27 protein-coding genes and 3 pseudogenes are annotated in these 21,148 nt (G+C 67.4%); 12 read left to right on the top strand and 18 right to left on the bottom strand.

Annotation, left to right across the window (positions count from 1 at the left end):
• Positions 1-20 precede the first annotated feature (20 nt).
• The 5 genes from GNX96_RS24015 to GNX96_RS23995 form a co-directional block, all read right to left on the bottom strand.
• The gene (locus GNX96_RS24015) at positions 21-758 is read right to left on the bottom strand and encodes a helix-turn-helix transcriptional regulator (protein WP_163569812.1); all 738 of its coding nucleotides are present in this window, start codon (positions 756-758) and stop codon (positions 21-23) included.
• Between the two features lie 41 nt (positions 759-799).
• The gene (locus GNX96_RS24010; RefSeq protein WP_163569811.1) at positions 800-1,279 is read right to left on the bottom strand and encodes a hypothetical protein; all 480 of its coding nucleotides are present in this window, start codon (positions 1,277-1,279) and stop codon (positions 800-802) included.
• Complete coding sequence (locus GNX96_RS24005; RefSeq protein ID WP_163569810.1) at positions 1,266-1,433, bottom strand: hypothetical protein; 168 nt, start codon at positions 1,431-1,433, stop codon at positions 1,266-1,268. The genes GNX96_RS24010 and GNX96_RS24005 overlap by 14 nt, the downstream gene beginning before the upstream one ends.
• A 110-nt stretch (positions 1,434-1,543) precedes the next feature.
• Positions 1,544-2,110: a hypothetical protein gene (locus tag GNX96_RS24000; protein ID WP_163569809.1), complete on the bottom strand. Its 567-nt coding sequence runs from the start codon at positions 2,108-2,110 to the stop codon at positions 1,544-1,546.
• Positions 2,100-2,684: an AAA family ATPase gene (locus GNX96_RS23995; protein WP_163569808.1), complete on the bottom strand. Its 585-nt coding sequence runs from the start codon at positions 2,682-2,684 to the stop codon at positions 2,100-2,102. Before GNX96_RS23995 ends, GNX96_RS24000 begins: the two co-directional genes overlap by 11 nt.
• Before the next feature lie 97 nt (positions 2,685-2,781).
• Here GNX96_RS23995 and GNX96_RS23990 point away from each other — a divergent pair, with 97 nt between their 5' ends.
• Positions 2,782-3,174 (top strand): nuclear transport factor 2 family protein, encoded by a 393-nt coding sequence (locus GNX96_RS23990; RefSeq protein WP_163569807.1) that lies wholly within the window; start codon positions 2,782-2,784, stop codon positions 3,172-3,174.
• A gap of 51 nt (positions 3,175-3,225) precedes the next feature.
• Here GNX96_RS23990 and GNX96_RS54690 read toward each other — a convergent pair whose 3' ends face one another.
• A complete protein-coding gene (locus GNX96_RS54690) occupies positions 3,226-3,780 on the bottom strand; it encodes an RICIN domain-containing protein (RefSeq protein ID WP_279581346.1) in 555 nt (184 codons plus the stop codon).
• Positions 3,778-4,299 (bottom strand): annotated as a pseudogene (locus tag GNX96_RS54685) (ThuA domain-containing protein); the annotation flags it as partial. The gene GNX96_RS54690 and the pseudogene GNX96_RS54685, both read right to left, overlap by 3 nt.
• Positions 4,300-4,747: 448 nt before the next feature.
• On the opposite strand from GNX96_RS54685, the gene GNX96_RS61420 reads away from it, so the two are divergent.
• Both GNX96_RS61420 and GNX96_RS61415 read left to right on the top strand, forming a co-directional pair.
• Positions 4,748-4,999 carry an alpha/beta fold hydrolase gene (locus GNX96_RS61420; RefSeq protein ID WP_313885769.1) on the top strand — a complete coding sequence of 84 codons (252 nt, stop codon included), beginning with the start codon at positions 4,748-4,750 and terminating at the stop codon, positions 4,997-4,999.
• Positions 4,996-5,553, top strand: coding sequence for an alpha/beta fold hydrolase (locus GNX96_RS61415; protein ID WP_313885768.1), 558 nt, complete (start codon positions 4,996-4,998; stop codon positions 5,551-5,553). The genes GNX96_RS61420 and GNX96_RS61415 overlap by 4 nt, the downstream gene beginning before the upstream one ends.
• Here GNX96_RS61415 and GNX96_RS23975 read toward each other — a convergent pair.
• Positions 5,550-7,355: a GNAT family N-acetyltransferase gene (locus GNX96_RS23975; protein WP_163569805.1), complete on the bottom strand. Its 1,806-nt coding sequence runs from the start codon at positions 7,353-7,355 to the stop codon at positions 5,550-5,552. The genes GNX96_RS61415 and GNX96_RS23975 overlap by 4 nt on opposite strands.
• Before the next feature lie 157 nt (positions 7,356-7,512).
• Here GNX96_RS23975 and GNX96_RS23970 point away from each other — a divergent pair, with 157 nt between their 5' ends.
• Positions 7,513-8,433 (top strand): oxidoreductase, encoded by a 921-nt coding sequence (locus GNX96_RS23970; protein ID WP_279581307.1) that lies wholly within the window; start codon positions 7,513-7,515, stop codon positions 8,431-8,433.
• 22 nt (positions 8,434-8,455) lie between these two features.
• Entirely contained in the window at positions 8,456-9,193 is a 738-nt protein-coding gene (locus GNX96_RS23965) for an enoyl-CoA hydratase/isomerase family protein (RefSeq protein ID WP_163569803.1), read from the top strand.
• On the opposite strand, the gene GNX96_RS23960 is transcribed toward GNX96_RS23965, so the two are convergent.
• The 3 genes from GNX96_RS23960 to GNX96_RS23950 all read right to left on the bottom strand — a co-directional run bounded on the left by GNX96_RS23960 (position 9,180) and on the right by GNX96_RS23950 (position 12,114).
• Positions 9,180-10,565 carry a tetratricopeptide repeat protein gene (locus tag GNX96_RS23960; RefSeq protein ID WP_163569802.1) on the bottom strand — a complete coding sequence of 462 codons (1,386 nt, stop codon included), beginning with the start codon at positions 10,563-10,565 and terminating at the stop codon, positions 9,180-9,182. The genes GNX96_RS23965 and GNX96_RS23960 overlap by 14 nt on opposite strands.
• Positions 10,566-10,673: 108 nt before the next feature.
• Positions 10,674-11,753 carry an ATP-binding protein gene (locus GNX96_RS23955; protein WP_279581345.1) on the bottom strand — a complete coding sequence of 360 codons (1,080 nt, stop codon included), beginning with the start codon at positions 11,751-11,753 and terminating at the stop codon, positions 10,674-10,676.
• Entirely contained in the window at positions 11,695-12,114 is a 420-nt protein-coding gene (locus GNX96_RS23950; protein WP_279581306.1) for an AfsR/SARP family transcriptional regulator, read from the bottom strand. The genes GNX96_RS23955 and GNX96_RS23950 overlap by 59 nt, the downstream gene beginning before the upstream one ends.
• Before the next feature lie 96 nt (positions 12,115-12,210).
• Here GNX96_RS23950 and GNX96_RS64675 point away from each other — a divergent pair.
• Positions 12,211-13,670, top strand: a pseudogene (locus GNX96_RS64675) (MFS transporter).
• Positions 13,671-13,737: 67 nt separating this feature from the next.
• On the opposite strand, the gene GNX96_RS23940 reads toward GNX96_RS64675, so the two are convergent.
• Positions 13,738-14,016 (bottom strand): DUF2277 domain-containing protein, encoded by a 279-nt coding sequence (locus GNX96_RS23940; RefSeq protein WP_163569800.1) that lies wholly within the window; start codon positions 14,014-14,016, stop codon positions 13,738-13,740.
• A 144-nt stretch (positions 14,017-14,160) separates the two neighbouring features.
• On the opposite strand from GNX96_RS23940, the gene GNX96_RS23935 reads away from it, so the two are divergent.
• The 3 genes from GNX96_RS23935 (at position 14,161) to GNX96_RS23925 (ending at position 15,944) form a co-directional block, all read left to right on the top strand.
• A complete protein-coding gene (locus tag GNX96_RS23935; protein WP_163569799.1) occupies positions 14,161-14,592 on the top strand; it encodes a hypothetical protein in 432 nt (143 codons plus the stop codon).
• Between the two features lie 216 nt (positions 14,593-14,808).
• Complete coding sequence (locus GNX96_RS23930) at positions 14,809-15,186, top strand: class I SAM-dependent methyltransferase (protein ID WP_163569798.1); 378 nt, start codon at positions 14,809-14,811, stop codon at positions 15,184-15,186.
• Positions 15,187-15,392: 206 nt separating this feature from the next.
• Positions 15,393-15,944 (top strand): snapalysin family zinc-dependent metalloprotease, encoded by a 552-nt coding sequence (locus GNX96_RS23925; protein ID WP_279581302.1) that lies wholly within the window; start codon positions 15,393-15,395, stop codon positions 15,942-15,944.
• Positions 15,945-15,985: 41 nt separating this feature from the next.
• Here GNX96_RS23925 and GNX96_RS64670 read toward each other — a convergent pair whose 3' ends face one another.
• From GNX96_RS64670 to GNX96_RS54665, 3 genes and pseudogenes are all read right to left on the bottom strand, one after another.
• Positions 15,986-16,300, bottom strand: a complete 315-nt coding sequence (locus tag GNX96_RS64670) for a type 2 periplasmic-binding domain-containing protein (RefSeq protein ID WP_390624126.1) — start codon at positions 16,298-16,300, stop codon at positions 15,986-15,988.
• A 16-nt stretch (positions 16,301-16,316) separates the two neighbouring features.
• Positions 16,317-16,913 (bottom strand): annotated as a pseudogene (locus tag GNX96_RS23920) (LysR family transcriptional regulator); the annotation flags it as partial.
• A 92-nt stretch (positions 16,914-17,005) separates the two neighbouring features.
• Entirely contained in the window at positions 17,006-17,389 is a 384-nt protein-coding gene (locus tag GNX96_RS54665; RefSeq protein ID WP_279581301.1) for a hypothetical protein, read from the bottom strand.
• On the opposite strand from GNX96_RS54665, the gene GNX96_RS54660 reads away from it, so the two are divergent.
• A complete protein-coding gene (locus GNX96_RS54660) occupies positions 17,382-17,846 on the top strand; it encodes a hypothetical protein (RefSeq protein WP_279581300.1) in 465 nt (154 codons plus the stop codon). The two genes, GNX96_RS54665 and GNX96_RS54660, sit on opposite strands and share 8 nt — an antisense overlap.
• Here GNX96_RS54660 and GNX96_RS23910 read toward each other — a convergent pair.
• The 3 genes from GNX96_RS23910 to GNX96_RS23900 all read right to left on the bottom strand — a co-directional run bounded on the left by GNX96_RS23910 (position 17,839) and on the right by GNX96_RS23900 (position 19,279).
• On the bottom strand, positions 17,839-18,135 hold the full coding sequence (locus tag GNX96_RS23910) for a hypothetical protein (RefSeq protein WP_163569796.1): 297 nt from the start codon (positions 18,133-18,135) through the stop codon (positions 17,839-17,841). The genes GNX96_RS54660 and GNX96_RS23910 overlap by 8 nt on opposite strands.
• A gap of 130 nt (positions 18,136-18,265) precedes the next feature.
• Complete coding sequence (locus GNX96_RS23905) at positions 18,266-18,802, bottom strand: EF-hand domain-containing protein (RefSeq protein ID WP_163569795.1); 537 nt, start codon at positions 18,800-18,802, stop codon at positions 18,266-18,268.
• Between the two features lie 75 nt (positions 18,803-18,877).
• Complete coding sequence (locus GNX96_RS23900; RefSeq protein ID WP_279581299.1) at positions 18,878-19,279, bottom strand: hypothetical protein; 402 nt, start codon at positions 19,277-19,279, stop codon at positions 18,878-18,880.
• Between the two features lie 548 nt (positions 19,280-19,827).
• Between GNX96_RS23900 and GNX96_RS23895 the strand changes: the two genes are divergently transcribed.
• Both GNX96_RS23895 and GNX96_RS23890 read left to right on the top strand, forming a co-directional pair.
• The gene (locus GNX96_RS23895; protein ID WP_163569794.1) at positions 19,828-20,334 is read left to right on the top strand and encodes a Rossmann-fold NAD(P)-binding domain-containing protein; all 507 of its coding nucleotides are present in this window, start codon (positions 19,828-19,830) and stop codon (positions 20,332-20,334) included.
• Positions 20,335-20,339: 5 nt separating this feature from the next.
• Entirely contained in the window at positions 20,340-21,143 is an 804-nt protein-coding gene (locus GNX96_RS23890) for an SDR family oxidoreductase (RefSeq protein WP_279581298.1), read from the top strand.
• Positions 21,144-21,148: the final 5 nt, after the last annotated feature.

Here is a 21,148-nt window from a genome sequence, read left to right as displayed (position 1 = left end):
GGACCGGTTCTGGCCAGCCGTTAGAACTCCAGGTGGACCAACTCAGCACGCGAGGTGATGCCGGCCTTCTGGAAAACCTTGCGCAGATGGTAGTCGACTGTGCGCGGGCTCAAAAACAGCTGCGCGGCGATTTCCCGGTTGCTGGCTCCTTCGCGTACCGCCTCGACGATCCGCCGCTCCTGCGGTGTCAGCTCCAGCACTGGCCCGGCGCCGCGGCGCGCCACGGTGGCTCCAGTGGCGCGGAGTTCCTCGGCCGCCCGGCCGGCCCAGACCACCGCGCCGAGCTGGTGGAAAATCTCCTCCGCGGCCTGCAAATGCGGCCGCGCCTGCGAGCGCCGACGCTCCCGCCGGAGAAACTCGCCGAACAACAGCTCGGTCCGCGCCGACTCCAGCGGACTTTCCTGCTGGGCATGCCATTTCAGCGCCAGTTGGTACGACTGCTCAGCGTTTTCACCCGTCTGCAACAAAGCGGCACACCGGGCCGCCGTGGCGCGCAGCTCGGCTGACTCCGATGCCTGCGCCCACCCGCGATATCGTTCGTACGGCTCCAAAGCCCGCTCCGGCTGGCCGGACCGGACGGCCGCCTCCACCAATTCCGGCACGGCGTAGAGCAGCATCCCGGGATGCGCGAGGCCACCATGCACGTCGACATGTTCCAGCGCCGCCGCCGGTCGTCCGGCCGCGAGTTCCAACAGGGCCAACGCCCGCCGCGCGGCCGCGGCCGTGCCAGCGAGGCCACGAGCCCCGGCCTGGGCCAAAAGTTCGTCGGTGAGCTGGCGAGTCCGCTCCTGCCGGCCGGTCAGGGCCGCGCGACGAGGGCCAACGAGCCCTGATGGTCGCAGGCGCTGTTGGGCTGGCCAGTCTCCACCGCCAGCTGATAACCCTCCTCCGCGTACGCCTCGGCGCTGCCGAAGTGGCCACGGGACAGCTCGTCGGCGACGACAAATCCCAGCGCCCAGGCCAAAACCCCGGCTGCTCCGGCGGCGCGGGCCTGGCTGACGGCCTGCCGACGCAGCTGCCGGCCGAGGTCGCGGTCGCCCAGGCCCCAGGTCATCCCACCGGCCCAGGTGAGCTTGACCGGGTCGGAAATTCCCCGCAGTGAAGCCAGATCCGAGGGCAGCAGGCCCGGGTCCGCGCCTTCCCGGATCCGGCAGACACCGCGGAACAACCGGCTCAGCAAGGCGTCATCGGTGTCGTCGGCCAGAAGTTCGCCGATCTCGGCGATCTCGGACCACGCCTTCGCCGCGTTGGCGTGAAAACTCGCCTCACCAAAGAGCATCAGCAGCCATTGCGACCGCTCCCGGTCGGTCCGCGGGCACATCCGGCAACGCCGGCAAGAGCAGTGCCAACGCGTCCGACGGCACACCCGTACGCAACTCCATAAGAGCGCGAAGTCCGGTGATGTCCAGCCGTACGTCACGATCGGTGGGCACCAGCCGCTCGGCCCGATCCAGGGCCCACCGGGCGCCGGCCGAGTCGCCACCCTCCCACCGGCGGGCCGCGGCTCCGGCATACCTGCGGGCCCGGTCGGCCGGCGTCTCGCTCAGCTCAGCGGCCCGCTCCCACGCGGCCGCCGCCGCGGCCGAACCGGCCCGGGCAGCCGCTCGTACGGCCGAAAGCTCCAGCTCAGCAGCGATCGTTTCGTCAGCGGCATCGGCTGCTCGGCCGAGATGCCACGCCCGCCGATCGGCATCGGCCGGGCTGTCCAGCACCTCGGCGAGCGACCGGTGCGCGGCCCGCCGCGCTCAGCTGGACTCGCGCCGTAGTAGACCGCCGATCGGACCAGCGGATGCTCGAACGTGAGCGTCTGGCCGTCCGAGCTGGCCAGGTCGGCGAGCTCGGCCGCCGCGGTGGGAAAGGCCCGCCCGATGGTGTCGAGCTTGCCCTCGCCGTCGGCGGCCGCGAGCAACAGGAAGTGCTGCGCGTCGGCGTCCAGCCGACGTACGCGGTCAAGGAAAGCGCGCTGCAACCCGGCCGCCAGCGGCACCGGATCGCCGGCGCGCACCCCGCCGGCCGGCAGCTCCCGGATCGCCAGCGGGTTGCCCGCGGTCGCCCGCAACAGCTCGGCCCGCTCTCCTGCTGAGAGCTGTTTGTGCTGGTCAGCAAGCAAGCAATGCCTCGGCTGCGGCCGGGTCCAGACCAACCACCGGCAAGTCGATCAGACCGGCTGTGTCGACCGGCCGCCCCTCATCGCCGCGAGCCGCCACCAGCATCGCGACCGGCTCGTCGGCGAGCCGCCGGGCCACGAAGGCGAGCGCGGCCACCGTCGGCGCGTCAGCCCAGTGCGCGTCGTCGACCAGGCACAACACCGGCCGCTCGGCGGCCGCCTCGGACAGCAGCGACAGGGTCGCGAGGGCGACCAGGAAGCGATCCGGCGCCGGCCCACTGGCCCGCCCGAACACCACCCCCAGCGCCAGCGACTGTGGGCCAGGCAGCGTGTCGATCCGATCGAACAGTGGTCGCAGCAACCGGTGCAAGGTCGCATAGCCCAGGTCCGACTCCGGCTCGACCCCGGCCGTACGCAGCACAAACATCCCCGTCGCGGCCTCTGCCGCATACCCGAGCAGCGCGGTTTTGCCGATCCCCGGCTCACCGCGCAACACCAGGCAACCGCCGGCCCCGCCAGCCACCTGGTCGAGCAACCCGTCGATCGCCGCTCGCTCCGCGTCTCGCCCGTACAGCATGCGCCGAGCGTAACCGGCCGACTGGCGATCTCACCGATGCGACCGACGGCCGTTGGTTCGTACGGTCAGGACATCGATTGTCGAGAAAGGGACGACCATGAAGATCGAAGAATTCCTGACCACCTGGGCCGCCGCCGAATGCGCTGGCGACACCACTGCCATCGGCCAGCTCCTGACCGACGACTTCACCGCCGTCGGGCCGTTGGGCTTCACACTGTCCAAAGAGGACTGGCTTGGCCGGCACGCCAGTGGCCAGATGTCGTACGAAAGTTATGACTTCGCCGATGTCGTCGTCCGCTCGTACGAGGACACCGCCGTCGCCATCGTCCGCCAACACGCCATCGGCACCTTCAACGGCCACCCCGTCCCGAGCGACCTCCGAGCCAGCATCGTCCTCGTTCGATCAGGCGATTCCTGGCTTTTGTCGACCGTACACATGAGTTTTGTCGCCGGTACGCCCGGCGCACCGCCCATCCCCGGCCGCGGATAAAGTCCGCAACGCCCCGTTGCTTGCGCCACGGGGCGTTGCTGACAAAGGTAATCAGGGTTGGCGGGTCAGGTGGAACGCCTGCGCCGACGAACCGACACACGTGCTCTGAGTCAGCTGCGTACCATCGCCCGAGGATGATCCGGTGAGGCATTTTGTGGCGTTTTCATTGACAAAATGGTAAGTGTCGCCACCTTCCCAGACTGGCTGCCACTGCTGGTTCGTGCCGCTGCTGTACGACCAGAGTTGGATCCCGGCGCCGTCACTGGTGGACCGGCTGGTCACGTCCAGCGACTCGGCGGGATTGGCGCGGTTGTTGACCCGCAGGTACGGCCCGCCGACGGTCTGGAACTGGAATTGCTGCGCCTGCGTCTGATTGCAGGTGTATTGCTGGATGACCGTGCCGTTAGCGGTGCCGGCACCGCGGGCGTCGACGCATTTTCCGTTGGCGCCGTTGACAAGAGTGAACCAGCCGGCCGGGTCGATCTGGTCGGTCGGTGCGTCGGACGGGCTGGCGCCGCCAAGCCAGAGCAGGCCGTCGATGATGAACTCGTCCTGCACGGGATCGGCGAAAGTCGACGAGGTGCCGACGTTGGCCGAGTAGTTCATCGCGTTGTGACCAAAATTAGCGTAGAGCATTTTGTAGTTCTTGTTCGTCCACATGATCGGGTAATAGCCGCTATACCAGGACTGGTTCGGGTCAGTGCCGAGCGGGAAGCTGGACGGGTCGACGGACGCGAGAATGCGGATGTTGGGATTGGTCCGCAAGTCGTTCGACCAGCTGTACCATTCGCTGATCCCGGACACGAAGGTGGCCGGCAGCCGTCGGGTTGCCGGTTGGGTGCGATCTTCCACCTTCAACACCGCGGTGGTCGGAAACCAGGTGTTGGAAACGAAGTTTCCACTGCCCAGGAACTGATTGTGATACCAGTCCCAACTGGCCGCGTCGGTGGTGAAGGCGCTGACATGGAAGCCGAAATACGCGCCGCCGTTCTGCATGTAGCGCTGGAAGCCGGACTGTTCGGCGGCGCTGTGCGGCAGGTCGTCGAGGAAGAGCACGACCTGATATTGAGCGGCCGTGAGGGAGTTCAACCGGTCCCAATTTGTCGTTGACTCGTACGAGAAATTGTACTGACTGCCGGGCTCGCGGGAACCAGAGGTTGGCCTCTTTCACGTAGCTGTCATGGGCCAGGTCGTCCACATTGCTGTAGAACGCCAGCACTTTGAAGGCCGGCGCCGCGGCGGCCGGGTGGGCTCCGATCAGTGGACTCAGGAGCAGCACGCACACCGCCAACAGAATCCGCAGTTTCGCTGGTCTCGTACGGTCTTTCATGAACGACTCCCATCACCGAAGCAACGAATGTCCATGACTGCGCAGCGAGGAGAGCTGTGACCCAGGCCTTAGTTCGGGTCTTGATTTAAGACTGATCGCACGTACGTGTCAAGAAGGGCTTTTCCCGTTCAGGCAGGCGAACGGTGCACTGGGGCAGCGATTCGGACAAAGGTTCACTCGCGGGGACCAATCACCGGTCACGGTGCACGATAATCGCCACGCAGCCCTTTCCAGGAGGACCAGATGAGTTTCGCGCAGGCCCGGTCGGCCGACGGCACCCCGATCGCCTTCGCCGCCGCCGCCGCCACGGCAACCGGCGACCCGGTCGTGCTGGTGCACGGCGCCGGCGGCAACGCCGCGTCCTGGCTGCTGGTCGCCCGCCAGTTGGCGGCCAGTTTCACTGTGCTCTCGGTGGAACGCCGCGGCCGCGGCGCGAGCGGCGCGACCGCGCGGACCATTCCTTCCAGCGCGAAATCGAGGACGTGCTCGCGGTGATCGATGCGGCCGGCGCCCCGGTGCACCTCGTCGGGCATTCGTACGGCGCCGGCCTCTCGCTTTATGCGGCGGCACAGACCGACGCCGTACGCTCACTCACTCTTTACGAGCCGCCAGTGGGACTGCGCAAGGTGCGAGTCGATTTTTGGGACGACGCCGAGGTTTTGGTGGCGGCTGACGACCTCGATCAGTTGCTGCTGCAGTTCCTGACCGAGGTCGTCCAGGTGTCCGCCGAGGAACTGCAGGCTCTGCGCACTGTCCCGCACATGTGGGAACGCACGCTCGACGGCGTCCGGCTGCTGCCCCGAGAGGGGCGGGCCTTCGCGGCCGCGATGCCGCCGCCCGATGACGTGCTGGCGAAAATCAGCGTACCGACGCAGCTCGTGCTCGGCGGCGAAACCACCGCCGAGCTCTATTTCGAGGGCCTGGAAGTCATTGAGAATGGCATCGCCGGACTGAAGCGGGCCACCATCGCCGGGCAGCGACACCTCGCCAACACGTTCGCGCCCGCGGAAGTGGCCGGCCTCATCACCAGATTCGCTTTGACAGCTTAGAAATACGTCCCACAGAACGGCGGGCGGTCGGTACGGAAGAGGTCGTCAGCCGCGGCGATCGCGCCCTCGCGGTGCTCGACCACCCGGCCGGCCACCTGCAATTGCCGCCACCGCGGACCGCTGAGATAGAGCGCGCCCAGCGTCGCCACGTCCAATGACAGGTCGGCGACCGCGTCCGTACGCACCGCACCCTTCGCGCTGATCTCGTACGTTCCGGAGTTCTCCGGCAAAATCGCGTCGGTCACCGCCACCGTGACCACGCCGTCGCCGGCGTACGTACGGCGGACCAGCGCGGCCTGCACGTCCACCAGCCGCAGCCACGTCTCGTCGTCGATCGCGGCGGTTCGCACCGCGCGGGTGTCGACCATCATCGCCGGCAGCGGGCTGTCGATCGGCTGGTAGTTGAAATTCACCTGTTTGACCAAATCGACGCTCAGCACATGGCGGAGCAGGCCCGCCCAAGCTTGGTCGGTGGTGGCGACCAGATCGCCGACAAAGAGAATTTTCGGCCCGTCGAACCAATTGTCTACGTCCAGCGGGCGATACCGGACATAGCCGTCTTCAGCGCCGGCCGGGCCGTGCACCGCGACATAGCTCAGCGGCTGCGGCCAGGCCTGCTGGTGCCGCCACCAGTACGGGTAGCGCTCGATCGCGCCGGTCCAGGAAAGGCCGGCGGCCGCGCAAAAAGCCTCCTCGAACGGCCGACTGGTGGTCGGGTCGAGCAGCCGAATCTGACCGCCGGCCGGCACGCCGTCGCGGAACCGAGCCTGCGCGCAGGTCACCTCGTACGAAGCCGCGGTGGTGGCCACGCCATAGCCGAACCGCTCGTAGATGACCGCCTCGGAGGCCCGCAAAGTCGCGATAATCTCTCCGCGCGCGGCGAAATCCGCGAGCTGGCGGCGCATCAGCTTGGTGATGATCCCGCGCCGAGTGTGGGTCGGCAGCATGCCCACGTGGGTGACGGCGGCGTGCGGCACCAGCTCGCCACCGGGCACTCGCAGCCGTGCCGAGTACGAGTTCACCGTGCCGACGATTTCGCCGTCGACCACGGCGCCGATCATCCGGCCGGGCTCGGTAAGGGAAACAGTGTCGGTGCCTTCGGGCATCGACCGCACCCCGACCAGGGAAGTGCGGAAAACCTGCCCGGCGCGTTCCAGCTCGGCAGGTTCGGACAAGAACTTTACGTCGACGGTCATCTCGCCATTGTTACCCGAGGGCAGGGGTCCGTCATCCGAGTAAATGCGCAGCAACCTACCGGATCGCGCCGGCGCGGCAAGGGTTAATGCCCGTTCGAGCAGGTCGGACAACTCCTCGGAACCGTCGCTGCGCACCCAGCGCAGCAGGGCGGTGTTAAAGGCGGCGACCCCGACCGCGACCGTCACGTCCGGGCCCAGGTCAGCGTCGCCGTCCACACCGGCGCGGCTGGCGAAGACCGTGGTCAGCTCCTGCTGCCACTCGAACTGCCGATCGAGGTAGCGAGCCCGCAGCGCGGGTGTTTCCAGGATGAGTTTGGCCAGCCGGATGGCCTTTTCCGGATGCTCCGCATAAACCTCGACCATCGCCATGAACGCTTCCCGCAGCGCGACCGGCGGCGCCTCGTTGGCCGGGCGGGCTCGCAGCGCGTCCGGCACCAACTGCCCGACCTCGCTGAGAAATTCGATAATCACGTCTTCTTTTGTTTTGAAATAACGGAAGAACGTACGTCGAGAGACACCGGCGGCGGCCGCGATCTGGTCGATGGTGGTCTCTTGGAAGCCACCGAAGGCAAAAGGCCTGCAGCGCGGCCTCGGACAGCTCGTCACGAACGAGCTGCCGCTTGCGCTCGGCCATGCTGCGCGAAATTCCCATCACCCGGTTCACTCTACACGCAGTGCTGCGTACGCCACACCATGCCTAACTTGACACTCAGTGCCATTCGCGTCAGGCTGTGTCTAACGAACCCCACCGCAGGAGATGGCAATGAGCAAGTGGACCGCGGACAACATCCCCGACCAGACCGGCCGGACCTTCGTGGTGACCGGCGCCAACAGTGGCCTCGGCTACGCCACCACGCAGGCCCTCGCCCAGCACGGAGCGCACGTCGTTCTGGCCGTACGGAATGAGGCAAAAGGCCAGGCAGCGCTGGAGAAACTGCGCGCCGGCCAGCCGACCGCCGAGCTGGAGGTACGCCACCTGGACCTCGCGGACCTCGATTCAGTACGCGCCTTCGCGGCCGGCTTCGACGGCCCGATCGACGTACTCATCAACAACGCCGGCGTGATGATGCCGCCGCGCGAGCTGACCAAGCAGGGCTTCGAGTCGCAGTTCGGCGGCAACCACCTCGGCCACTTCGCGCTCACCGGCCTGCTCCTGGACCGGCTCCGGGCCGGCCGGGACGCCCGGGTGGTGACCGTCAGCTCCAGCCTGCATCGGCGCGGCTCGCTGCACTTCGACGATCTGCAAGGCGAAAAGAGCTACACGCCGACCGACGCCTACGCGCAGTCCAAGTTCGCCAACGTGCAGTTCGGGCTCGAGCTGGATCGCCGGCTCCGGGCCGCTGACCTGCCGATCCGCAGCCTGCTCGCGCACCCGGGCTTCGCCGCCACCAACCTCACCTCCACCGGCCCCACCGGGCTGACGAGGCAGTTGATGCGGCTGGCCAGCACGGTGGTCGCACAGAGCATGGAAATGGGCGCGCTCAATCAGCTGTACGCGGCCACCGCGCCGGACGCCGAGAGTGGCCAGTTCTTCGGCCCTAACGGCATCGGCGAGTCCCGCGGCTACCCGAAGGTCGTGCAGCCGGTCGAGTCCGCCAAGGATCTGGAGACCGCGCGCCGGCTGTGGGACGTGTCGGAGGAGCTGAGCGGCGTACGCTTCGACCTCCCGGTCCACCAGGGCTGAGGCACCCGGTCACAATGGACCGATGATCGAGACCACCGAACAGGACGGGATCGCCGTTCTGCAGCTCGACCACGGCCCAGTCAACGCGTTGGACCTGGAGTTGCTGTCCGCGCTGCCCCTCGCGCTCGCTTCGGTCGCCGAGGCGAGCGCGGTCGTGCTGACCGGCGCCGGCCGCTGCTTTTCCGCTGGTGTCGACCTCAAACGGATCGTGGACGGCGGCGCCGCGTACGTGGCGGAGTTCCTGCCGGCGCTGACCGTCGCCGCCTCCGCGTTGTTCGGCCACCCGAAACCGGTGGTCGCCGCTGTCAACGGACACGCGCTGGCGGGCGGCTGTGTCCTCGCGGTGGCGTGTGACGTAAGGCTGATGTCGGCCGGTACGATCGGCCTCACCGAGCTGGCCGTTGGCGTCCCTTTTCCCACCGTGCCGATGGAAATCATGCGGCACGGCGTCGGTCCGGTGACCTCCCGGCTGGTGCTCACCGCGGACCGGCTGGACCCGGCGACCGCCCAGTCGATGGGCGTAATCGACGAGGTGGTGGCGCCGGCCGACCTGTTGCCGACCGCGCTGGCCCGAGCCGGCCGGCTCGCCGCCGTGCCAGCGGAGGTTTACGCGCTCAGCAAACGACAACTGCAGCGCCCCGCGCTCGACCGGATCGCGGCCGTCCAGCCGGTCGACGACCCGGTGGTGCTGGCTCAGTGGAGCTCGCCGGCCACGCACGATCTTCTTCTTACGTTCATGGAAAACCTCAGCCGCCGCTGATCGCGATCGCGGTCGAGATCCGATCCGCGTCGAACCGATCCGCGACCGGCAATCCCAGCGACTGCCGCAGTTCGTCCGCTGACGCGAGCAACCGTGCGGCCTCCTCGACTCGCCCATCCACCACTTCCGCGCCAGCAAGGCCCTCCAGCGCGGTCGCGATGGCCCGCCGGTCGCGCAGTGCCCGCGCGGCCGCCAGGCCGTCTTGGTGGAACGTACGCGCGGCCCTGCCATCGCCGCGCGATTCGGCGATAAAACCCAGCTCAGCAAGCGAAATCACCCGCGCCGGCCCAGGATCGGGATGCTTGCTCAACACGCCGGTCAGCAGCCGCTCAGCCTCGTCGAACTTGCCTTCCCGGCGGGCCGCACAGCCCAGGTTCATCTCGGCGAAGGCCTGCCCCGGCAGGTAACCCTGCTCCCGAGCCAGCCGCAGCGCTCGCTCGTGCAGCTCCCGTGCCCGTACGAAATCGCCGGTCATCGTCTCGATCCGGCCGAGCCACGACAGCCGGTCGGCAGCCTGCGGCCAGAGCCCGAGATCCTCGGCCATCGCCAACGCGTCCCGACCCAGCTTGCGGCCAAGCTCGTACTCGCCGTGGATCTCGGCCACCTCACCCAGCCACTCGGGGGCTTGCAACTGTCCCCAACAGTCGCCCAACTCAGCGAAAATCGCCAGACTCTGCTCGCCATACTCCCGCATGCCAACGAAATCGCCCCGGATCGACGCGAGTTTCGCGCTCGTACTCAGAGCCGCGGCCATCCCCCAGCGATCACCGCTCGCCTGGAAGGCGGCCAGCGCCTCGGCCACCAGCGCCTCACTGTCAGCCGGATCGCCGAAATCCGACCGTACGAAGCCGAAGAACCACCGCGCCCTGTCATCCGCGATCGACGGCGAGGCCGGTACGGGTTGTCCAGCCAGCATCGCGATGCCAACGTGCCAACACGCCGTTTCGGCCCGATACCGGGAATCCCCGGCCAGCGCGAGCGCGGCGGCCAGCGATCGTACGGCCTCGGCCAGCCGGCCACGCAGGAACCAGTACCAGGCCAGCGCGTTGACCAACCGCAACGCCGTGTCGACTTCCCCTTGCTGGACAGCGAAATCCAGCGCGGCCCGGAGGTTCGCCGCCTCCACGTCCAACCGCGACAGCCACTGCCGCTGCTGACTCCCGCGCAGCTCAAGGGCCGCCCGCTCGGCGAGGCTCAGGTAGTACGCGAGGTGTTTTTGGCAAGTCCGCACGGCTTCGGCGCCCAACTGCTCGCGTCCGTACGCGGCGACGGACTCCAACAGGCGATAGCGGGCACCAGCCACCACGACCAGCGAGCGGTCGATGAGCCGGGCCAGCAGGTCGACTACTTCCCCGTTTTCGACCCCCCTCACCGGAACAAACCGCCTCAGCGGCCGACAACGCACACCCATCGGCGTGGACGGCCAACCGCCGCAGCACCGCCCGCTCAGGATCGCTGAGCAGCTCCCAACTCCAGTCGATCACCGCCCGAAGCGTCCGCTGCCGCGCCGGCACGTCCCGTTTTCCGTTGGCCAGGGTGAGAAACGGATCCAGCCGGGCGGCCAGCTCGGCGACCCCCAGGGCCCGCACCCGAGTGGCGGCCAACTCCACCGCCAGCGCAATGCCTCCAGCCGCTGACAAATCGCTGCCAGCGTCGGTTCATCGTCCGCATTCAAGGAAAACTCTGGCGCGGCAGCGGTCGCGCGGGCGACAAAAAGCTCCATCGCGCTGGACTCTGGCAACGGCGGCACCGCCCAGACCCGCTCGCCGGCGATGCCCAGCGGTTCCCGGGAAGTCGCCAGCACGCGTACGTCCGGAGCGACCGCCAGTAGTCGCGCGATCAGGTGAGCGGCCGACTCGATGACGTGTTCGCAGTTGTCCAGCACCAAAAGCCGCGAGCGCAGCACGTCGTCGAGGGAGCCGGAGCGGATGTCGAGCGCGGCCAACACCACGTCGACCAGCACCGCCTCCGGCGCGTCCCGCTCCACCGCGGCCCACTCCACCCACCAGCAGCCGTCCGGAAATTCCAGCTGCCGGGCGGTTTCCAGGGCCAGCGCGGTTTTCCCGACTCCGCCGGGACCGGTGAGCGTCACCAGCCGGCTGGTCTCCAGCAGCCGGCGCACCGTGTCACGCGCATCGTCGCGCCCGACGAGTGCGCTGACGGACGCCGGCAGGTTGGTACGTACGCGTACGGGTGCCTGTTCCAGGATCGCCTGATGCGCCGCGACCACCTCCGGTCCCGGCTCGATCCCCAGCTCGTCGACCATCCGTTTGCGCAGCTCACGGTAGCTGTCCAGGGCCTCCCGCCGACGACCGACGGCATCCAGCGCACGCAGGTGCAACGCCCGCAGCAGCTCCCGAAACGGATGCACCGCCACCCACGGCGCCAGCTCGTCCGCCACCGTCCCAGCCTCAGCCAACAGCAGGCTGGCCTGCGCCCGGTCCTCGTACGCGGTCAGCCGCTGCTCCTGCCAGCGTACGATCGCCGGCCGCGCGAACTCCTCATCGGCGAAATCGGCCAGCGCCGGCCCGCGCCAGAGCGCGAGTGCTTCCGTCAGCAGCGCGACTTTCCCACGTACGTCGGCATTTTCGGCGGCCTGCCGGAGAAGTTCCTGAAATCGCAGGAGACATCCACCGCGCTCGTACGCAGGACATACCCAGCCGGCTCATAGCCGACCAGCTCCCGACCGTGCGGCGCGAGCGCGCGCGACGCAACTGCGAGACCTTGGTCTGCAAGCTGTTGGCCGGATTCGCCGGCAGCCGGTCGCCCCACAAATCGTCCGCCAGCCGGTCCGCCGACACCGGATGACCGGCGTGCACCAGCAGGTCAGCGAGCAGCGCGCGGACCTTCACTTCCGGCACCCGGACCGGCAGGCCGTCGACGGTCCACACCGCGAGCGGGCCGAGCACGCCGAAACGCATGGCCACACCGTACGCGCGCACGGCCGACCGTCAGCGAACCGTGCGCGGCGACGCGCAGGGTCGCACCACAGACCACCTTCAGAAAGGAGCGCGACCATGACCGAGCGCGCGACCCGCCGCGAATGGATCGGCCTCGCCGTCCTCGCGTTGCCCACCATCCTCGCCGCAATGGACTTCAGCGTCCTGTTTCCTTGCCTTGCCCTTGCTGAAAAAGACCTGCACGCGAGCAGTACGCAACTGCTGTGGATCATGGATGTCTACGGCTTCACGATCGCCGGATTCCTGGTCACCATGGGCACTCTCGGTGACCGGATCGGCCGCCGACGGCTGCTGATGATCGGCGCCGCCGCCTTCGGCTTGTTCTCGGTGGTCGCCGCGTACTCGACCAGCGCCGACATGCTGATCGCGGCCCGCGCGTTGCTCGGGATCGCCGGCGCCACCCTGATGCCGTCCACGCTCGCGCTGATCAGCGGGATGTTCCGGAACGAGCGCCAGCGCGGCACCGCGATCAGCGTGTGGGCAACCTGCCTGCTAGTCGGTACGGTCATCGGCCCGCTGGTTGGTGGCGTGCTGCTGAGCGTGTTCTGGTGGGGTTCGGTGTTCCTGATGGGCGTACCAGTCATGGCGTTGTTGCTGGTCACCGCTCCGATCCTGCTGCCCGAACAGCGCGACTCGACGGCCGGCCGGATCGACCTGATCAGCGTTTTTTCTGTCGCTCGGAGCCATCCTGCCGGTCATCTACGGCCTTAAGGAGATCGCCAACACGGGTCTGCGGCTGGTGCCCGCGTTGGCACTGGTGCTCGGGCTAGGCGTCGGGGCGGCTTTCGTCGTACGGCAGTTGCGGTCGAAGAACCCGCTGATGGACGTACGCCTCTTCCGCACTCCGGCGGTGGCGGTGGGACTCGTCGTCCTGCTCCTGGGCGGCGCGGCTGCCGGCGGCGTCTCGTACTTGTTCGCGCAGTTCTTGCAGCTGGTGGCCGGCCTGTCAGCACTGCACGCGGGTTTCTGGCTGGTCCCGGACAGCCTCGGGATGATCGTCAGCTCGCTGCTGGCGCCGGTCATCGCCCGCCGTTTTCGGCCCGCGTACGTGATCACTGGCGGCCTGGTGGTGTCGCTGCTCGGTTTCGTCGTCCTCGCCCACATCCCCGCCACCGGCGGGCTGCCGGTCGCGCTGACCGGCATCGTCATCGTCTTCTTCGGGCATCGCGCCGACCTGGGTGCTCGGCACTGACCAGACCATTGCCGCCGCCACTGCCGAGCGCGCCGGATCGGTGGCGTCGATGTCGGAGACCGCCAGCGAGCTGGGTATCTCCCTCGGGATCGCCGTTCTGGGCAGCGTCAGCAATGCTGTTTACCGAGGTCAGGCGCTGCCCGGCGGGGCACGGGAGTCGTTGGCGGCGGCGGTCGCGGCGAACGTACCGGCCGACGTGTTGGACACCGCACGGGCGGCTTTCACCAGCGGATTCCACGCGGCCGGCTGGATCGGCGCCGTCGTCGTCGCCATCCTCGCGGTCGCCGTCGCGGTGTCCTTCCGCCCGACGAACTCGGCAGCCTAACCAGGTCCCCGAAGGTAACGATACGGTTCACAAAACCGGGCCGTTTCGTTACCTGGGGCCTCGCGGGTCAGCCCTTGGCGGCCCGGGCCGCGATCCGGGCCTGCACCTCGGGCCGGCGCAGCGGCGGCACGGTGGCCGGGGGCTGGCGGCGAGCCGGCAGCGCTGCCAGCAGTTTGGTGGTCGCCGCGGTCACCTCCGCCACCGCCGCCTCGAACGCGTCATGGGTCGCATCGGTGACGGTTTGCACGCCGCTGACCTTCCGGACGTACTGCCGCGCGGCCGCCTCGATTTCGTCGTCGGTCGCGGACGGTTCCAACCCACGCAAAGTGGTGATGTTTCGACACATGCCTCGATCGTAACGCCTGATCAACGCCGGTCGAGAGCGAACGAAAGACGGGTGACCCGAGGGTCCGGGGGTGGGTTAACCCGACCATCAGCCGGTGGGGCCGCCTGATCGTTTGCGGATCTTCTTCGCAGGAAGCTCAAATGCATGACTACGACACCTTTTACCGGTGAGGACCGGCGTTCTCCGGTGGCCGCGACCGTCGCCGCCGCGGTCGCGATTATTTTGCTTCCCTGGATTGTCTTTCTGGCCAATACCCTGCCACCCACCATGCTGGCCGAGCGCTGGTCGACCGCGTGGGTGGGTCTGGACCTGGCCATCGCGGTCGGCGCCGGCACCGCGGCTGTTCTGCTTTTTCGGCGGGATTCCCGGGCAATCGCGGCGATGTGCGTGACCGCTGGCCTGATGTGCACCGATTCCTGGTTCGACATTTGTACGTCCAACACCGGATCCGATCTGGTGATCGCCATCGCCGAGGCATTCCTGCTGGAGTTGCCGTTGGCGGGAGCCGCGATGTGGTTCTCCGTACGGTCGCTGCGTACAGTCGGCCAGCCGGCTTCGCTGGCAGGTGTGCGATGAGGTGGCACACGCCGGCGGCGGCTTATCAACTGATCAGCGTGGGATGGCTTCGACGCATTCTCGGCGGTGACCTGCCCACTCGGGACGTACGCTGGATTCCCCCTTTTGGGACGGTGGTGGAAGTCGGCGCCGGCGCCGGCTTCTACACCGATCACCTGGCCCGGCACCTGGGCGACAAAGGACAGCTGACGGCGGTGGATCCCGACCCCCGGCGCGGTGCTGAAACTGCAGGCGCGGGGCGGGTTCGAAGCCGTCTGCGCTCGAGGGGAGAGCCTGCCGTTTTCCAGCGACAGCGTGGATACGGTGTTCTACAGCTATTCTTTGGAGGAATTCGACAACCCGGACGCCGGGCTCGCCGAGGCCGCTCGGGTGCTGCGACCCGGTGGACAACTCGTGCTGTTCCTGTGGCGGGTGAACTATCTCGGCTACCGGAAAATCATGAAGAGCAAAGCCCTGGGCGACTTCCAACAGGTCAAAGGAAAGTGGGGAGTGCAAAACACCCGGCTCGTCTTCGCATTCACCGGCGCCAAAACGCTCTCCTGCCATCACAGGCCGGCTACCTCCGCGAGAGCGATAACTCCGTATGATCGCTGATCGGGATAGCCCCATCGCCGGCAAAGCGCTTAATAATGCGGATGTATCCCTTTGCCCAGGGTGAGGAGCCCTCCCATGAGACGTCCGAAATCCATCGCTCTCGGACTGCTGAGCCTCGCGACCGCCGCCATGGCGATGGCGATGTTCGCGACTCCCGCGCAGGCCGGCTCCAGCGACGGACTCGTCGCGCCGGGGGTGGCACGTCGGTGTCCGGTTTCAGCGGCACCTACGCGGGATCGGCGGCGGAGGCCGCCGCGAACCGTGCGTTTCTCCAGGCAGTGCTGCGCTCGGTCGCCAAAAAGCGGGCAGCCTCACCAAAACTGACGGCCGTGACGGTCGTCTATGATGCGTCGCAAGCACCCACCTTCGCGTCGGAAATCGCCGGTAGCGCGCAGATCTGGAACGGCGCGGTGCACAACGTACGCCTGAGCGCCGGCGGCGCGAACGCGGACTTCTCCTATTACGAGGGCAACGACTCCCGCGGTTCGTACGCCGACACCGACGGCTCCGGCCACGGCTATGTTTTCCTGGACTACCAACAGAACCAGGAGTACTACTCGCAGCGGGTGGTGGCCCACGAGACCGGTCACGTGCTCGGCCTGCCGGACGACTACTCCGGTCCGTGCAGCGAGCTGATGATGTCCGGCGGCGGACCCGGCCCGTCCTGCCGCAACACCCAGCCGGACCAGCAGGAGCGCAACCAGGTCGACTCGATCTGGAGCAACGCCAACCTGAGCAAGCTCGCTCCGGTCAGCTAAGGGAGAAAATCACCGGCATCGGGCAACCCCGATGCCGGTGATTACGCTGTCGCGGCCGGGTTGTCACTTAGCCACTTGCCGTACTCGGGATTGCGGCCGGCACCTTCGACATATTCCTGGACGAGGAAGTCAAACGCGGCCGGGACCAGCGGTTCCCATACGCTGTCCCGGCGCCAGGCCAGGAAAAGGTGCACACCAAACGGGTCGCCGGCCATTCGCCGGACGGCGAGATCCTCCCGTGGCACCGAAGTTGGCTGACAGACGGCGATGCAGTGTCCTCGTACGATCAGCTCCCGACTGGTCGGAATATCGCCGATATTGACCAGCCGGGGAGTGAATCCGGCGGCCGCGCACACACCGGCGGATGTGCGCGGCTTCGTCGTCGCCGGAGGAATTGATCACCCAGGAGGAGTCGGCGAGATCAGTCAACGTCACGTTTTCCGCGTCGGCCAACGGATCCCCGGACGCTATCGCGACGGACTGCGGCTCGCGGACCATCACCGTCCGGCGGGCCACCCGCGTCGACGGCGGCATCGACCATCCCTCGTTTTCGTACAGATATGCCACGTCGAGCTGGCGTTGGTCCAGCAATCCCATCAGCGTTCGCGCCGAGTTGTCCACGTGCAGCACCACGTCGGTCTCCGGTGCGAGCGATCGTAGGCGTTCCAACCAACCGGCCGTCACGTGGCTGGGCGTGCACCCGACGCGGAGTTGGCGATGTTCGCCATCGGCGGCCAACCCGACAGCGGCCTCCAACAATGAATCCATTTCCGCCAGTAAGTTTCGGCCGCGGGCAACCAGAAACTGACCGAGCGGGGTCGGCCGGCAACCGTCCGCGTTTCGCAGAAACGCCGGTCCGCCCAGCGCCGCCTCGATTCGCTGCAGCCCAGCGGTGATCGCCGGCTGTGTCATGCCGAGCTGAACAGCCGCCTTACGCAGGCTTCCGGCGTCCGCGATCGCACACAGCACCCGCAGGTGACGCGCCTCCAATCGCACCAAATCACCATAACGGCGCCATCGACCCACCACCAGAAGGTAAATTTCACGGAATAGAACTCCACCTACGTCCAGGTGCGTACGTCCGGATACCACGCTGGCGGCACGACAGCGGCCCCGCCAGCGGCGATGCTGGTGTGATGACTCGTCCCAAAAGCATCGCCGCGCTGACCGCTGGCCTCAGCACCGCCGAGCGGCTCACTTACGCGGTGGGCGGATTGCTGATCGCGTCCGGCGTCGTGCATTTCCTGGTGCTGGTCATCAGCGGTGACAGCTGGGATGGCCCGCTGTCCTTCCGCAAACCGACAACTTTCGGACTGTCCTTCGGGTTGACGCTGATCACCATCACCTGGGTGGCGTCGTACGTGAAAATGGGCGTACGGGCTGCGCACCTGGTTGTTGGGTTTCTTCGGCGCGGCCTGCGTACTGGAGGTCGCGCTGGTGACCATGCAGGCGTGGCGCGGGGTTCCTTCGCATTACAACCTGGAAACCACGTTCGACGGCATTGTCGCCCGTACGCTCGCAGTCGGCGGCGCGGTGCTGGTCGTCACCATCGTGACGCTGACAATCCTGTCCTTCCGCTCAGCGCCGGACACCGCACCGAGCATGCGATTGGCCGTACGAGCCGGACTACTCTGTCTCGACGCGGCTTTGGCCGTAGGAGTGGCCATGATCGCGAAGGGCATGCTGCTTGTCTTTGAGGGGCAACAACAACTCGCGTACGCGACCGGTGGATCGCTCAAGCCCGAACACGCGGTCACCATGCACGCGGTGCTGGTGCTGCCGGTTTTGGCCTGGCTGTTGACCTTTACCCGATGGTCGGAGCGACGCCGCGGCCAGGTCGTGTGGCTCGGCATCGCCGGCTACGCCCTGGCCGCGGTCCTGGTCGTGCTCGGTCTCACCTGATCTGTCGCAGCAACCCCAGCAGCTCACCGAAAGTCTCCGGCGCCACCTGACGGAACACCACGACCGCGATGCCCAGGAACACCACCAGCAAGACGAGAGTGACGAGGCCAGAGAAGAAACCGCCGCCTCGCCTGGTCGGATGATAGTGCGAATTCGGCACGTACCGGTGCCCCTGTTGGGAAAGCCGGTTCGCGTCCTGCGCCGCGCGCATGCTGGCCTGCGCTTGTTGTTGAGCCGCCTGCTGGGCCTGATGGGCCGCTTGCTGGGCTTGAAAACCCGGGTTGGTCATGGGTCGGCCTCCGATCCGATCCGGAAGCTCCCAGTCTGCGGTCGCCCGGCGGCCGGTTGACGAAACTTGACGAACCTGGACGAGCATTGACGGGCATTGACGGCATTGCCAGCGGCGAGCCCACGGCCGCTCAACCGACGCGGTAGCGGCCGAACACCCAGGTCCCGGGGGCGGCCGGATCGTCGCCAGCCCAGAACTGGGTCCACAGCCGGCGGAATTCGTCCAGCGAAATGTGCCCGTCGGAGTTGAGGTCCAGCAAGGGAAAGATCTCGTCGACGTTGGCGTCCTGACCGGTCCACGCGGTGATGAGCTGCCGGTATTCGGCCGGCGAAAGCTCGCCGTCGGAGTTTTCGTCGATGGCCTCGAACATCGCGTCGGCGGTGCCGGTGACCGCGTCGACCATCGTCGGCAGCTGGTCGACCAACGCCATCACGTCGTCCAGGGTGACCCGGTCTCGGCCACCGGCAGCCGTACGCAGCGAGGCCCACCAACCGAGCATGATCTCGCGTAGCCGCTCATATTGGTCCGTACCCGGCTCGAGACCACGCAGCGTCGTCCACCGCTGGGCAAGCGACGCGAAGTCGCGCTCGATCAGGAAACCGCGACTGTCCTCGTCCATCGCCGCGAACACGCCGGCCACCTTGCCCCGCTGGAAATCGCTCGCCATCGCGCCGTCCCTTCGGTCGACACCGAGTATCGCGACGGCCGACCCGGCGGAGCCCACTCAAAGTTTGACGCTTTATTAGTTGGAGGCAGGCGTGGTGTCGATGCCGTGGAAGAGAATGCGGGTGACGGTCGGGGCGACCCCGTGCCGGGGCAGTTGGGCCTCGTTGGCCCCCGCACAGCCGGTGTAGACCAGGCCCCACAAGACGCTGCGGATCCAGATCGCGTCGATCTGCCGGTCGAACACTCCTTCGGCCTGGCCGCGTTTTATCAGCGCCAGCACCGGATCAACGTCTGGTTTGGGGCGTTCGCGGCCTTCGGACGCCCGAGGGTCACCGAACAGGAACAGCAGCCGGTCACCGACATCGACCATCGCAGCGACAAGTCTGGTCATTGCCTCCAAGGGCGGCCCTTGGTCCGTCGCCGCGTCCCGTACGGACTTCTCCACCGCCTGCCAGGAGTCTTCGATGACCGCGACCAACAACTCCTCGCGGTCAGCGAAAAATAGCGGTGCAGCGTCGTACGCCCGACGCCCGCTTCCTCAGCGACCATCGCGAGAGTGGCACTTCGGTCGCGGGTCAACGCGAGAGCGGCCGCGCTCAGAATGGCCCGCCGGGTCCGACCTCGAACACCGGACTCGACATCTGTGCTCACCCCCTCATAGTACCATGAGAGTCCAATTCGGAACAAGTATGTTCCATTTAGGAGCACCATCGTGCTATCGTCGTCGGTGTGACGACGACGATGAAAAAACGTTCCCGCCGAGTGGGATCGGCGCGGTGGCGTCCGGACTGGTCGTCCGGCACCTGACCGAGATTTTGCGGCAAAAGGGGGAACACGTACGAGAAGAAGGCGCTGACCGACTGTTTCTGGCTGGCGTTTCACCCACGGACGTCGAGGCGATCGTCGGCCAGGCGGTCGCGGCTGGCATCGGGCGGATCGTGCTGCTGTCCTCGCACGGAGCTCGCCACGAAGCCGCGTACGGCCGCGCCTGTTGGCATCATCTGCTGTCGAGCAGGCGAGCAGGCAGTGGAGGCGTCCGGCGTCGAGTGGACGCACCTGCGCTCACCTGGGCTGATGAGCGGCACGCTGCGATGGGCGACGGCGATCCGCGACAGCGCGGTCGTACGAGCGCCGTACGCGCAGGCCGCGTATCCGCTGCTGGACGACGCGGACCTGGCCGAGATCGCGGCGACCGTCCTGCTCGAACCAGGCCACCACGGCCGGGCGTACAACCTGGCCGGCGCGCCCGGCGTTTCGCAGGTCGAGCAGGTCAAAGCCATCGCCGCCGCGATCGGGCAGCCGATCCGTTTCGAAGAGCTCAGCCCTCAGCGGGCCCGCGACGAGTGGGAAGGCGCGGGCTGGCCGGAGGCCGCGATTCAGTTGCAACTCAAGGTCCTGAAGGACCTCGTGGACGGGCATACGGGCATCGAGGACGCCATGCCAGTCGAAGAGCTGCTGGGTCGCCCCGCTGGCAACTACGCGGACTGGGTGGTCCGAAATTCCGACGGTTTCCGGAGGCAGAACCTGTGGTGACAGTGGTGACCGGCGCGACTGGGCAGGTCGGCCGGCTGGTGGTCGAGCGGCTTCGTACGGCCGGCGAGAAAGTACGGGCGGTGACCCGCGGTTCCGTGGAACCAGGTGTCGAGACCGTACGTGGTGACCTTCGAGAGCCCGACTCGTTGGTCGGCGCCTTCGAAGGCGCCGACCGGCTTTATCTGTTCCCAGTGGCCGAAACCGCACGAGAGGTCGTCGACCTCGCACGCCGGGCCGGCATCGAGCGGATCGTGGTGCTGTCGTCCGGCGCGGTGACTACCGGCCACGACACTGACTTCCACCTGCCGGTCGAGCAGGCCGTCGAGGCGTCCGGCCTGGAGTGGACGCACGTACGCCCCGGCGCCTTCGCGATGAACAGCCTGCACCTTTGGGGACCGTCCGTACGAGCCGGCCGCACGGTCATCGATCCGTACCCGGACCAGGTCGACCAGCCGGTGCACGAGGCCGACATCGCCGATATCGCTGCCGCGGCGCTCCTTGAGGACGGCCATAACGGTGTCGCTTACACGTTCGTAGGGCCCGAGCAGCTCAGCCATCGGGACCAGGTTGCCGCGCTCGAGGCCGCGATCGGCGAGCCGATCCAGCTGCCCGAGGTCACCGCGGAGCAGGCGCTGGAGCACTATCGCCGGCAGGGTGGCTGGGCTGCCGCGAGCGCCGAGTTCCTGTTCGGCGGGCAGCCGTATTCCGCCGAGCCCGGCGAACCGCAGCCGTTCGTCCCCCGACCGAGCGAATTCCGCGCTCGCACGTACGCCGAGTGGGCTCGCGGCCACGCGGACGACTTCCGGTGAGCGGG

Source organism: Fodinicola feengrottensis, assembly GCF_010993775.1.
Taxonomy (GTDB): Bacteria; Actinomycetota; Actinomycetes; order Mycobacteriales; family HKI-0501; genus Fodinicola; species Fodinicola feengrottensis.
Note: the sequence above shows the minus strand (reverse complement) of the source record. Positions and strands in the feature narration are given on the sequence as shown.